At 65.0% G+C, this 12,796-nt stretch carries 14 protein-coding genes; 2 read left to right on the top strand and 12 right to left on the bottom strand.

Going from position 1 to position 12,796, the window contains the following annotated elements; genetic code table 11:
- Both JWQ89_RS22470 and JWQ89_RS04885 read left to right on the top strand, forming a co-directional pair.
- Positions 1–85, top strand: an 85-nt coding sequence (locus JWQ89_RS22470; protein WP_366143968.1) for an excalibur calcium-binding domain-containing protein, incomplete at its 5' end; no start/stop codon positions are given.
- 248 nt (positions 86–333) lie between these two features.
- Positions 334–678 carry a thermonuclease family protein gene (locus JWQ89_RS04885; RefSeq protein ID WP_299638920.1) on the top strand — a complete coding sequence of 115 codons (345 nt, stop codon included), beginning with the start codon at positions 334–336 and terminating at the stop codon, positions 676–678.
- Between the two features lie 130 nt (positions 679–808).
- On the opposite strand, the gene JWQ89_RS04890 is transcribed toward JWQ89_RS04885, so the two are convergent.
- From JWQ89_RS04890 to JWQ89_RS04945, 12 genes are all read right to left on the bottom strand, one after another.
- Entirely contained in the window at positions 809–1,000 is a 192-nt protein-coding gene (locus tag JWQ89_RS04890) for a hypothetical protein (protein WP_299638921.1), read from the bottom strand.
- Positions 1,001–1,362: 362 nt separating this feature from the next.
- Entirely contained in the window at positions 1,363–1,830 is a 468-nt protein-coding gene (locus JWQ89_RS04895) for a hypothetical protein (protein WP_299638922.1), read from the bottom strand.
- Positions 1,827–2,708 (bottom strand): IclR family transcriptional regulator, encoded by an 882-nt coding sequence (locus tag JWQ89_RS04900; RefSeq protein ID WP_299638924.1) that lies wholly within the window; start codon positions 2,706–2,708, stop codon positions 1,827–1,829. The genes JWQ89_RS04895 and JWQ89_RS04900 overlap by 4 nt, the downstream gene beginning before the upstream one ends.
- Before the next feature lie 101 nt (positions 2,709–2,809).
- Positions 2,810–3,853 carry a beta-propeller fold lactonase family protein gene (locus JWQ89_RS04905; protein WP_299638926.1) on the bottom strand — a complete coding sequence of 348 codons (1,044 nt, stop codon included), beginning with the start codon at positions 3,851–3,853 and terminating at the stop codon, positions 2,810–2,812.
- A 21-nt stretch (positions 3,854–3,874) separates the two neighbouring features.
- A complete protein-coding gene (locus JWQ89_RS04910) occupies positions 3,875–5,038 on the bottom strand; it encodes an alanine racemase (RefSeq protein WP_299638928.1) in 1,164 nt (387 codons plus the stop codon).
- Between the two features lie 2 nt (positions 5,039–5,040).
- On the bottom strand, positions 5,041–6,642 hold the full coding sequence (locus tag JWQ89_RS04915; protein ID WP_299638930.1) for a D-aminoacylase: 1,602 nt from the start codon (positions 6,640–6,642) through the stop codon (positions 5,041–5,043).
- Positions 6,642–7,688 (bottom strand): Gfo/Idh/MocA family oxidoreductase, encoded by a 1,047-nt coding sequence (locus JWQ89_RS04920; protein WP_299638932.1) that lies wholly within the window; start codon positions 7,686–7,688, stop codon positions 6,642–6,644. Before JWQ89_RS04920 ends, JWQ89_RS04915 begins: the two co-directional genes overlap by 1 nt.
- A complete protein-coding gene (locus JWQ89_RS04925; RefSeq protein ID WP_299638934.1) occupies positions 7,685–8,569 on the bottom strand; it encodes a carbohydrate ABC transporter permease in 885 nt (294 codons plus the stop codon). Before JWQ89_RS04925 ends, JWQ89_RS04920 begins: the two co-directional genes overlap by 4 nt.
- Positions 8,569–9,459 carry a sugar ABC transporter permease gene (locus JWQ89_RS04930; protein ID WP_299638936.1) on the bottom strand — a complete coding sequence of 297 codons (891 nt, stop codon included), beginning with the start codon at positions 9,457–9,459 and terminating at the stop codon, positions 8,569–8,571. Before JWQ89_RS04930 ends, JWQ89_RS04925 begins: the two co-directional genes overlap by 1 nt.
- 129 nt (positions 9,460–9,588) lie before the next feature.
- On the bottom strand, positions 9,589–10,914 hold the full coding sequence (locus JWQ89_RS04935; protein WP_299638938.1) for an ABC transporter substrate-binding protein: 1,326 nt from the start codon (positions 10,912–10,914) through the stop codon (positions 9,589–9,591).
- A gap of 264 nt (positions 10,915–11,178) precedes the next feature.
- Positions 11,179–12,468 carry an aspartate aminotransferase family protein gene (locus tag JWQ89_RS04940; RefSeq protein WP_299638939.1) on the bottom strand — a complete coding sequence of 430 codons (1,290 nt, stop codon included), beginning with the start codon at positions 12,466–12,468 and terminating at the stop codon, positions 11,179–11,181.
- A gap of 16 nt (positions 12,469–12,484) precedes the next feature.
- On the bottom strand, positions 12,485–12,796 hold a 312-nt coding region (locus JWQ89_RS04945; RefSeq protein ID WP_299638941.1), incomplete at its 5' end, for an amidohydrolase family protein.

Raw genomic sequence — 12,796 nt, forward strand, 5'->3', positions numbered from 1 at the left:
GGATTTCTACGAGCGTAGTGGACCGGGTGATCCACATCGACTGGATCGAGACGGAGATGGTGTGGCTTGTGAGACGTTGCCTTGAAGCCGCGTTATTCTTCGCGGTTTTTGCGTCCGAAGTTCCCTAGGTTGGTTCCTCGACCCTCCCGGTTGCTCCCACGTGCTCCCACGTTAATTTCACGCCGTGAACGCCGCTCTGTGGGTGCCTTCGTGATCCTGGCGTTCTGCGGCATTGGTGGACTTGGTCTAATATCTGGGGCCACCAGCAACCGTACCGAGAAGCTGGCTGCCACATCGACCGCCGTCCAACAGGGCGCCACCGGAGGACCGCGAGTGCAATTCTCCATGTGCGGTTCGAAACGCTACACCTGCGTTGTAGATGGTGACACGATCTGGCTGGAGGGGAAAAATCTTCGACTGCGGTCCTTCGACACTCCTGAGCCGTATAATGACATCTGCGGCGGTGCTCAGGAGAAGGCCTTGGCCAGGCAAGCCAGTGCACGTCTGCTGGACCTGCTCAATCGCAATGCCTTCACCGTGGAGACGTTCGGTTTAGACGGAACTGGCAGACGCACTCTGGCTACGATCAGAATTGCGGGTCGCGATGTCGGCGATATCCTGATCGAGGAGCGCTTAGCCAGGCGGTGGCCAGATGGCGAGGAGTGGTGGTGTTCTTGAGAGCGACATCTTGGGGCGGCTGGGTGGCCTGATTGAGTGTCCATATAGTGTCGCCTCGCCCGGCAACAGTCCTGGATGACGAACTTGCCGGCCAGCTGAAACTCTCGGGCGGTCACCGGGATAGTTGCCATCACACCCTGCCCGTCCTGAACGGCACCCGGCTCTTGGGCTTGAAACGCTTCTCCGGCCGGCTCAGCGCCGCCTTCACCAAGCCGAGGTCGGCGCCGGTCATCTGCGCGATATCCTGCGGCTCGAGGTAGGGGTGATCGGCCTTGAGCTGGCGGATGCGGGCCGACTGATTGGGTTGGATGGCTATGGTCATGGGTCACCTCCGATCGTCTGAGGTGAGGACTCATAGCACCGTGAACAAAATGAGAACAGTCGCTAGGGATTGCGGTCTCTGCCGCGCCGGTCATACTAGACCAATGGTCCTTCGGGACGATCCAGGCGAGCCTGTGGGCTGACGGTACTCGGCTAATGCTCGTCAGCTGCATCGACGGCTGCGGTCAGCTTCTCGAGAAGCATAGGCGCCGTGGTTGAGAGATTACCACGCTAGCCAACCGGCGACAGCGCAGCCTGTGCTACCTTGAGCGTGCCGGCGTAGCTGGGCGGAAGATCGGGACGGAGTTCGGCATCGAACACCAGCGCATCGGCAGCCAATCGGGGGCACGAGAGACGCTTGGACTAGTCCAGTGGAAGATAGCCGGTGAAGCCCGCGATCTTCCACACATGGTTCTCGCGGCGTAAGTGGAACACCGAGCGCCAGGCCAGTGACATCGGTTCCCCCGACTTGTGCAGAACGTGGCCTTCGATGCGCTTGTGCGCTAGCGCTGCGTCGCCATTGATGTCGACGCGGACAATTGACTGGCATCTGAACCAAGCGGAGCGAAGGGGCTCGGCGAAGTCGGCGGGGTTCCAGCGTGCCGCGATGGCGGCGTCGCGATAGGCCGCGACTCTCGAGTAGGCTGGACGCCAGTTGGCGGGGTCGAGCGAGAGGGCAGCGTCGATACCGAGAAAGCCGTTCTCGACATAGTCGGTGGCGACAGGCGACCAGTCGCCGCTGAGGAAGAAATCCGTATCGCGGCGCACCAACATCTCCCAGATTGAGAAGCGATCGGCGTCGTCTGGCGCAAAGGGATTGCGCTCGCTCATGCCAGTGGCGCGTCCATTGGGAGGGGGAAATGAGGTTCGGGCAGCTGGCCGCCCATGGACTCCGAGATTCTGCGGGCGGCGCCGAACAAAATCACCGCCGCATCGTCGAAAGGCACAATTACCTGCTGGCTGGTCAGGAACGGCATGGTGAGCGCGGCAATCGAGATGCCGGCAGCGTTCATTATGGGGAAGCTGAGGTCGGTTACACCCTGCACCACTTCGCCCTCGATCCGCTCATAGCCGCGGCTCGCAATGGCGGCGATACGTAGGCGAAAGCGTGCTACCTGTTCAGCGGGCACGAGCGCTTCCGATTGACTGAGGATCCACTCCTTCACGGGGGCCGGCTGGAAGGCGACGATGGTGCGCCCCGATGTCCCACGGACAGCCGGGCTAGCGGCGCCAACACGCAGCCGGATGGCGATGGGAGCCGGGCTGTCCACCTGCGCGATGATGCGCTGGTTGAGCCCATCGAGCACCGCCACGTGGACGGCCTGCGAGGTTTCGAGCGCCAGCGCGTTCATGATCGGCTGCGCGGCATCGACCACACGCCGGAACGGCGGGAAAAGCGTCGCCAGGCCGTATAACTGCGTTGATAGCACAAGTGCTTCTTCGCCGGGCGGCCGGATGAGGTATCCGCGGCGCTCGAGCGTCAGCACCATGCGGTAGACTTCCTGCACCGAGCGGCCGAGACGCTGAGCAATCTGGCTCGGCGTGACCGGCACCGTCAGCGTCGCCAGCAACTCAAGCACATCGAGGCCCTTCTCGAGCGCCGGGGCGGTATAGGTGGGCTTGGCGACCAGCTTGCGACGCGTACCGGAAGGCTTTGCGGCCTTGGCCAGCGCACCGTCTTCGCCTGTCTCCTTGGCGCGCCTCGCCATTGCTCCTCCTCGCTCGCCCATCCTCGGCGCCGATGTCGAGTATCATCGCCCCGGCCGGTCCGCCACCATGGGCGCGGCCGGAGGCACAGGAAATCGCGGGGCTAGTCCCAGAGCAGAAGCCAGCCCGCTCCCGGACAGTCGAACACATGCTCGACGCCCGTCGGGACGCCGTTCGCGAGCGGCAGCGCCTTGACCGACGAGGAATCCCAGCCTGCGACGAGTACATGGTCGGCCGTCACCAGCAAGTGCTGCGGCCAAGCGGTCTCGGAATCGAGTTCGGACACCAGCACCGGGTCGACCCGCGACACCTCGAATGTGGTGATGGTGTCGTGGCTGCGGTTGGCGAAGTAGACATGCTTGCCGTCGAGTGAGCGCTGGACATCGCCGGGATAGTTGCGTTCCCAGCGGGTCTTAGCCGGGCCGGTCTGCAGCGTGCTCTTGACGTCGGCCCAGTTGGACGGCGCGTCGCCCCGGCGGCCGACGACGAGATTGGAGCCGAGTTCGCCGCTGATGGCGAGACGGCCATCGGGCAGGACGACACAGTGGCGCGGGCCGGTATTGGGGGGGACGGCAGTGGTGCGGCCAGCGATCAGCGCCTCGGCGCCCGGACGGGTGGGGTCGACGGTGAACTCGCGCACCAAGTCGGCGCCGAGGTCGATCACGATCAATGTGTCGCCGTCAAAGAAGGCCTGGTGCGGGTGCCCATCGTCCTGGCGCTCGATTTCGGGACCGCTGCCGCTGAGCTTCAGTAGGGCGATCGGACCGTCGAAGCTGCCGTCCGTGGCGATGCGCTGCACGCCGAGCGTGCTGGTGGTGTAGTTGGTGACGATCAGCAACTGGCCGCTTGAATCGACCACGAGGTGGCAGGGCTCAGCGCCTTCGCTCGACTTCTCGCCGAGTGTCGTCGCGCCGCCCTCATCTATGCGCCAGGCGTGGATATCGCCTTCCATGCCCATGCGTGACGTACCGTAGACCACGGGCAGGGTAGGGTGTCGGGTGAGGCAGGAGAGCTGGTGGACCGTGGCGAGGTGCTCGCCCGCCCACTTGCCGTCCCGCTGCGTCCAGCGCATGAGACCGTGTCGCGGTTCCGTGCCCCGCGAGGCGACGAGCAGCGCCTGGCCGCTCCGCAGTTCGAACTCCGACATTCCGTCCCTCTCCGTCACCTGCTATTCGGATGCGCCGGGACCAAATCCGTCCCACTGGTCAACGATCTTGCCACCATTCACGATGCTGGTGCGTCGCAACATGGCAAAGGCCATGCAGACATGGTTGGGGACGATCTCGAGCCGCATGCCCACCGGCAGTGGGAGCGGCGCACCCTCGCCTTGCCAGCGTAGCCAGCCATGCTCTTCCGACATCCGCTCGATCACCCAGCCCGGTGCGTTGACGATCAGCCCCATTCCGGGGAACTGCTCGCGATGCGCCGAGGCCGGCACCAGATCGGTGCTGAGCGACTTGGAGCCGGCATCGATGCAGGCACGCTCGGGGTCGGGGTGGCTGACCACCGTGGCGATCACGCGGATGGCTGTGGTGTCGAGGCTGGCATTGCCGAGCGCGATCTGACCGACATCGTTGAAGGCGTAAATCCCGGGGCGGATTTGCGTGACACCGGGAACATGCGCCACGGCGCGTGCCGAAGCCGAGGCGCCGAGCGAAACGATCGGCAGCGGCACGCCCCGGGCGCGGATCGACTCGGCGACCCCGACCATAAAGGCCCCGGCAGCGCGGGCGCGGGAGGCGAGATCGGGCAGATCCTTGGCGCCGTAGGTCGTGCCTTCATGGGTGTAGATGCCGACGAGTTCGACGCCGGGAACGGCGTGGACCGCGAGGGCCACGTCGGCGGCCTTGTCGGCAGTGACGCCCTCGCGGCCGAGGCCGGAATCGATCGCAAGCATCATGCGGGCGGTGTCCCCGGCCGCCGCGAAAGTGGCGCCGATGCTGGCGGCCGCCGCTTCGCTGTCTGTAGCGAGCGTGAGGTCGACCTTTCGCGACAGCGCAAGCGCCCGCTCTGCCTTGTCGGCACCGACAATGGGGTTGGCGACGAACAGCCGTTTCACGCCGGCCGCCGCGAAGGCTTCGGCCTCGCCGAGCTTGGCGACGCAGAGGCCATCCGCGCCGTGCTCGATCTGCCGCAGGCCAACCTCAGCCATGCGGTGGGTCTTGGCATGCGGGAAGAGTTCGACGCCGGCCGAGCGAGCAATTTCAGCCATCTCGTCGAGATTGCGATCGAGTACGTCGAGGTCAAGCACTAGACCGGGCGTGGCGACGGGGAGGTTCGCCCAAGTGGCGCCATCAGCTGCACGGGCAATCGATATTGCTGTTGCGTTCATCGTCAGTCTCCCAGTCTCAGCGTCCGGCCGGCGCGCTGGCCGGTGACGCGATTGTTCTCGACGGCGAACTGGCCGTTGACCAGCACGTGCACTATGCCCGTCGCCGCCTGGCGAGGGTGCTCGTACGTAGCGTTCGCCTTCACGTTGTCCTTGTCGAACACGACGAGATCGGCGACGGCGCCGGCCGTAATGCGGCCGCGATCCATCAGCCGCAGCCGATTGGCCGCGGAGCTGGTCATATGGCGCACGCATTCCTCGAGCGTCAGCACCTTCTCCTCGCGCACATAGGTTTCGAGCATGCGCGGGAAGGTGCCCCACGAGCGCGGATGGGGACGGTCGCCGACGAGGATGCCGTCGCTGCCCACCGTGTGCTCCTCGCGCTGCATCAGCGTGCGGACATGCTCCTCGAGGCCGATGAAGAACACGCAAGGCGCCGCGCGCTCGGTGGCGATCAGCACATCGAGCGCGAGTTCGGCAGGGGAAGTGTTGAGCTTCCGCGCGGCGTCGGCGACGCTGCCCTCCATCATCCATTCCATCTCCGGCGCACCGGGCAGGCCCGCGAGATAGACGCTCGACCAGTTCACGGTGAGTCCCTGGTGGCCGTCCGAGCCGATGACGTCGAGCGCCTCAATGATGCGCTGGCGCGTTTCCGGATCGCGCAGCCGCGCCATCTGCTCGTCGCCAGTTCCGGACAGGGTCCAGCTCGGCAGTTGCGACAGCAGCGTCGTCATACCGGCGAGATAGGGGTAGGCGTCAAAGCTTAGATCGACACCGTCGGCGATCGCCTCGTCAAACATCTTGAGCAGGAGCGGCAGCTTGCCGCGATTGGCTTCGAAGCTCAGATGGGTGTGCGCGAGGTGCAACGCCACGCCGGAACGGCGCGCGATCTCGAAGCACTCGCCATAGCCGCCCAGCGCGTCCGTGCCGTAGTTACGGTGATGCGGGCAGTAGAAGCCGCCGTACTCAGCGACGACTTCGCACAGCGCGACGAGTTCGTCGGTGTCGGAATACATGGCCGGCACGTAGGTGAGGCCGGTGGACAGGCCGACGCCGCCTTCCTCCAGAGCGGTGCGCAGCAGCGCTTTCATCTGCTCCAGTTCGCCCGGAGTCGCGAGGCGCGGGGCATTCCCCATCACCAGCATGCGCAAGTTGCCATGCGGGACGAGATAGGCCGCGTTCACCGCGATGTTGCCGTCGAGGCGCTTCAGGTACTCGCCGACCGTGCGCCAGTTCCAGTCAAAGCCCGCCGGGTCGTCGTTCCAGCCTTTGATCTGGCTGCGCATCTCGATCAGCGTCGCATCGTCGACCGGGGCGTAGCTCAAGCCGTCCTGTCCCAGCACCTCGGTGGTGACGCCCTGGCTGAGCTTGGAGGTGTGGTCGGGGTTCACCAGCACCTGCAGGTCCGAATGGGTGTGCATGTCGATAAAGCCCGGCGCAATACAGAGCCCGCTGATATCGACGATCCGGTCGGCCGGGGGACGCCGCGCGCCCCTGAAGATGCCAGCGATGCGATCGCCGATCACCAGCACGTCGCCGCGCACCGGCGCGTTGCCGAGGCCGTCGACGATGAGGCCGCCGGAAAACAGGGTGGAACTGGTACTCATTACGGCTCGATTCGAAGCTTCTGGTTATTGCGTGCGCTGAGGTAGATCGCGTCGGTAACGGCGACGACATGCGCGGCGAGTTGAGCGGTGAGGCCGGCTGGGGCAGGAGCACCGAACGCGCAGGCGATCAGTGCCTTGGTCGGCGCGCCAGGGTCATAGACCCCCGAAGCCTCCGGCGCCCGATACTCGACCACTTCGCCGTCGGCGCGGACGAGGCGGAGCGTATCGGCGGCGGAGTCGGCCCAGAGCTGGCCGTTCCTGCCGTAGAGCGCCATATGCCACTGCGGCCGGGCCAGATAGTTGTGGGTAGAGGCTGCGCTTAGCGCCGCCGATCCGCCGCCGGCGAACTCGGCGTTGACCGTCGTATGGAGATCGATCTCGCTCGCCGGCGGGAAGGTGCTCGCGTTGAGCGCCACGATCGGCTCACCCACCAGCCACTCCACCATGCCCAGCTGGTGCGACATGGTCACCGCTGCCGAACCGCCAGCCGAGATGGCCTTGTCGGTATAGGTCGATGTGCTGGAGCCGAGCTTGCCGCCCCAGCCGCCATCCGTTCCCCCCGACAGCAGCGCGCGCGTATTCACCGCGAGGTGCATGGTCATGTGCTCGACCGGTCCGATCTCGCCCGCCTCGATGAGCTGGCGGCTCAACGAGAAGATCGGTGCTGCGGGCCAACCAAAGCCGACCAGCAGGTCCTTGCCCAAGCGTTCGGCGGTATCGCGCATCCGGCGGGCGGCGTCGGCACTCAGGGCGAAGGGTTTTTCGACGAGGACGTGTGCGCCGGCCTCGAGGGCGGCGATCACCTGCTCCTCATGCGCCACGGGCGGACTCGAAACGACGACGATGTCGGGCTTTGTCGCCAGCGCCGCGCGCCAGTCGCCAAAGCTCGGGACGTCGAACTGTCTGCCGAGGTTGGAGGCCATCTCGGCATTCGGGCTCGAGATAGCAACGAGCTCGACGCGCGGATCGGCCTTGAGCGCGGGCAGGTGGCTCGACTGGGACCACGCACCTGCACTGAGCACCGCAGCCTTGATCGTTGGGCTCATTTGCCGACACCCGCGGTAAGTGCACCGACAACGTGGCGCTGGAAGATGAGGACGAGCACGGTGGGCGGCAACATCGACATGACCGTCGCTGCGGCGAGGGCGTTCCAGTTGAACTGCTGCACCGACTGGAAACCGGCGAGCAGCGGCGGGACGGTGAGCTGGTTGGTCAGCACGAGTGCATAGAAGAACTCGCTCCAGGACTCGAGGAAGATCAAGACGCCGGCGGCGACGAGGCCGGGCTTGGCGATCGGCACGATGATTATCCACAGCGTCTGCAGGCGCGTCGCGCCGTCGATCTTGGCCGCTTCTTCGATCTCGCGCGGCAACTGGTCGAAGTAGTTCTTGAGGATCATGATTGCGAGCGGCAGGGTAAACACGTTGTAGCTGATGATCAGCGCCCACGGCGTGTTCAGCACCCCCATCACCCGGAAGGCCACGAAGAACGGACCGATGATGGCGATCGCCGGCACGATACGTGTCGCGATCACCGAAAGCTCGAAAACCCGCGCGCCACGGAACGGATAGCGCGACAGCCCGTAAGCTGCGGCCCCGGCGATCAGCAGGTTGAGCACGACGAGGCAGCCACTGACCAACATGCTCTGGCCGATGGCCGGCACGAGGCGCGTGCCCATGTCCGTGCTGCCGATGCCCTTGCCGCCGGTATTGCCGAACAGGACCGAGGCATAGTTGTCGAACGTGATGCTGGAAGGCACCAACGGGAACGGCTTGATGCCGAGCTGGCTGGGCGTGATCAGACTCGAGACGACGAGGTACCAGACCGGCAACAGGATCCAGATGGCGAACACGAGGACACCGGCATAGAGGGCGATGGTCGCGGACAAGCCGCGGCGCCGGCCGTGGTCGGCTTCTGCGGTAGCCATCATAAGGCCTCCCTGCGATAGAACATTTTGACGATCATGAGACCGCCGACCAGCGCGACGACGCCGAGGATCACGGCGAGCGCGGAGCCCAGCCCGATATTGGTGTTCACGAACAACTGCCGGTAGATCAGGACGCTCAGCACCTGCGTGGTGTCGCCCGGTCCGCCCTGCGTCATGGCGAAGACAACGTCGAACTGCAGGAAGGCGTAGATCACGTTGAACACGGTGACGGTGATCAGCACGGGCTTCAGCCAGGGCAGGGTGATGTTGGTGAAGCGCTGCCACCAGTTGGCGCCGTCCAACTGAGCCGCCTCGTACAGTTCCTCGGGCAGGGACTGAAGACCCGCGAGCAGCAGGATGCCGGCAAAGCTCGCCTGCCGCCAGACAGCGGCGATTACCGTGATGGGCAGGGCCGTATTCGGGTCGGACAGGAACGGATGATAGGTATCGGAGAGGCCGAGCATCAGGAGCACGGCGTTGAGCCCGCCGACACTGCCGTCGGCAAACCACTTCCACAGGATGCCGATCACCAGCCATGGCGTCGCCCACGGAATGATCAGCAGCGCGCGCGCCAGGCCGCGACCGATGAAGCGCTGGTTGAGCAGCATGGCCATGGCGAGGCCGATCAGCGTCGAGAGGACAACGAAACCGATCGAGAAGGTCAGCGTCACCTGGACGGAGCGCCAGAAGACCGGGCTCGAGAAGATGATCGTGTAATTCTCGATGCCGACGAACGGTCCGAAGCTCGAGCCGCTCGCGGGCACGTCGTGCAGGCTGTAGACCGCCGTAAGCACAGTCGGCACCGCCAGCAGCACAGCCAGCAGCATCATCGCCGGTGCCACCAGCTTGAGTCCGAACGCGCGATCTGCTTTCGCGGAAGACCTGCTCAAGTCAGATGCTGCAGCCACGTGCGCTCCTCATGCGACCCATTTTGCCATGATCGACCAGCTCCATCACGCCGGACGGGATGGAATGGAAGCGCCACCGCCCCGTGGGGCGATGGCATCTGCGGGAATGGACTAGAGCGTCCGGCCGCCGTGCGCGCCCTTGACGGCGGCGGTCAGGTCCTCGACGGTCTTGCCCGGGGTGGCCTGGCCGAGCAGCAGGGCATGCACGATGTCGCCCACCTTGGCCTGGAAATCCGGATACCAGGGCAGGGTACGGGCCGGCACGACGTTCGACTTGGTCGCGAATGTGTCGGACAGCATAGCGAGGTCGTAGTAGTCCGGGAACGAGGCGATCACTTCAGGATCGGTGAAGAATCCGGCGTACGGAGCGGCGAGGCCGGCGGCCTTGGCCCACTGGTTGAACACCTTGAACTTGCCGTCTGTGTTCTTCCAGCCGTAGTACTTCATCAGGTCCCAGGCGGCAGCGCGCTCGTCCTCGCTGTCGGACTGGCCCATCTGCAGGACCTCGCCGATCTGGAGCGTGGTCGGGCCGGCCGGGGCCGTCCTGACGTTGGCCGACTGCGGGCCTTCGAGGGAACGGATCGAGGTCAGGAAGTAGTGGTGCAGCACGTAGAACGCCGCGTTGCCCTGAGCCATCTCATTGGAGAGCTTGCCCGGATCGTCGGTCAGCAGCGACTTTGGCGCGAGGCCTTCCTGGTACATGGTTTGCCACCACTCGAACACACCGACGGTCTTGGGGTCATCGGCGAAGACCGGCTGGCCGGCGGTGTCGAACGCGGTGATGCCCTCGTTCAGCAGGTAGGTATGCAGGTATTCCTCGCAGAACTCCTTCACCCAGTAGGCGACGTAGGGCGCCGGGGTGGTGGTGGAGAGCGCCTTGGAGGCGTCGTAAATCTCCTTGAGGTTGGTCGGCACGGCGAGACCGGCGTCGGCGAGGTACTTCTCGTTGTAGTGCAGCATGTGCACGGCCGAGAAGTAGGGGGCGCTGATGATGTCGCCGGCGGCGTTCACGTGACGGCCACGGGCGCTCTCGAACATGTCGGCGATCATGTCGTTGACACCGGGCAGGCCGTTCAGCGTCTTCGCCCAGCCCTCGTTGATGAACTTCTGCGAGTTGTAGGCGAAGTTGTAATAGAGATCGATCTTGTCGCCGCCCCGCAGGCGCGTCTGCAACGCTGGGGTGTAGCCGAGGTTCGGGATCACGGCGACATTGACGGCCGGATTACCCGCCGCGGTCCATTCGCCGACCAGCGACTTGATGGTGTCGGGCTGGAAATCCCAGGCGAGCATATCTAGCGTGCCGGAATAGGCCGCATTGGCCGTGCCGGTCATCAGGCCGGGCACGATGGTTGCAGCCAGCGCTGATGCGCCGCTGGCCTTGAGGAAGGAGCGGCGGTTCAGCGAACCGATGCCCCCCGTGGTGTTAGTGGTCTTCATGGCTTTCCCTCTCCTGGACGAAACTGAACCGACAACACGTCGCTAGGGGCGTTTCGACCGCCTGCGGCCGTCATCCGCAAACGTCCCAGGTCCGCCCCAACGGACCCGGCTCTTCGACATTGCACCGCAGAACCCGCGGGCCCCGCTGATCAGTTCGGTACGCCGGGCGCTTCCCTGTCGCCCCGCCTGCCGCCCTCAGATCACAACGCTATGACGAGCTTGATCATATATCAACACCATTTTTTGCATGCGATAATGCCTCTGTCAGCGTAGCGTTTTGAGGACGATTTCCGCGGTTTCCAGGGTGCGATCGATATCGGCGTCGGTATGCGCGGCGCTGATGTGGTTGCGCTTGATCGGCACGGGCAGCATGAAGATGCCCCGCTCGCACATGCCCTGCCGGAAGCCGACATCCCTAGCGGTGTCGTTGACCAGCAGGTCCTCGTAGCGCTCGATCTTGCCGCTCATGAAGTAGGGGGTGAACACCGAGCCGAACCCGGCCGACACCATCTCGATGCCGAGCCGGCCGGCGATCTCCGCGAGGCCGTTGCGCATCCGGTCGCCGAGGCGGAACGTGCGCTCATGCACGGTGCCGTCCTCGAGCGCTGCGATGGTTGCGAGCGCCGCCGCCGAGCCGACCGGATGGCCGTTATAGGTGCCGCCGACGAACACCTTGCCGCCCGGCGCGGTGCTGAACTGCATCATCAGCTCGCGCTTGCCGGCAATGATGGCGCAGGGGTAGCCATTGGCGATGGCCTTGGCCATCGTGGTGATGTCTGGCTTGACACCGAGCACCGACTGGTAGCCGCCGAGGCCATGCCGAAAACCGGTGATCACCTCGTCGAACACCAGCACGATCCCGTGCTGGTCGCACAGCCGCCGCAGTCCCTCGACGAAATCCTGTCGCGGCAGCACGCAGCCGATGTTGTGCGGGATCGCCTCCATGAAGATTGCAGCAATCTCGCCGGGATTGTCGGCAATGGCCTGCTCGACCGCGACGAGGTCGTTGAACGGCACGATGATGGTGTTGTCGATGGCGTCGGCGAGCTGGCCGGCGCTGCCCGGGTCCTTCTTGCCGATCTTGTCGGCCGGGCTGGCAATGTTCATCAGCAGGTAGTCGTGCCAGCCGTGGAACGTGCCCTGGAACTTGATCAGCTTGGTGCGCCCGGTGACGCCGCGCGCAAGGCGCACTGCCATGTAGGTTGCTTCCGAGCCCGAGGAGAAGGCCAGCGCCATCTCGGCCGAAGGCACGTGCTGGACCACCTTCTCGGCGAGCTCGATCTCCTGCTCGGTGATGCCGACACCGACCATGTCGGGGCCTTTCAGGGCCTTGGCGACCGCGGCATTCACCGCCGGGTCGTTATGGCCGAGCACGATCGGACCGAACGCGGCGTGGTAGTCGAGATAGGTGTTGCCGTCGACGTCGCGGATACAGGCGCCCTCGGCCCATTCCCAGGCATAGGGCTGGCTCAGCCGGCGCGTGGCGGAATTGACGCCGCCGGGAATGACCTTGGTCGCGCGGTCGTAGATGCTCTTGGACTTTTCGATATGCATGGAACCGGAACTCGTCTTAGGAGAGGCCGAGCAGCGCGAGGCTGTCGCGATGGATGATCTGTTCGATCTTGTCGGCGGGGACGCGCGGCAACGCCGTGCCCTCGACGATGGCGTTGACGTTGCGAAGCGCATAGAGCGTTTCGGCGGGCGTGGTGATCGGGTAGTCCGAGGCGAACAGCAGCTTGTCGAGCACGTTCCACTCTGTGGCTTTGATCAGCCCCTCGTAGAAAGTGTAGGGCCGGTACAGGAGGCCCGAGACGTCGGCGAAGACGTTGGGGTGCTTGCGGATCACGACCGCGGTGTCGACCGTCCACGGGTGGCCCATATG

This window comes from Devosia sp. (assembly GCF_028290645.1).
GTDB lineage: Bacteria > Pseudomonadota > Alphaproteobacteria > Rhizobiales > Devosiaceae > Devosia_A.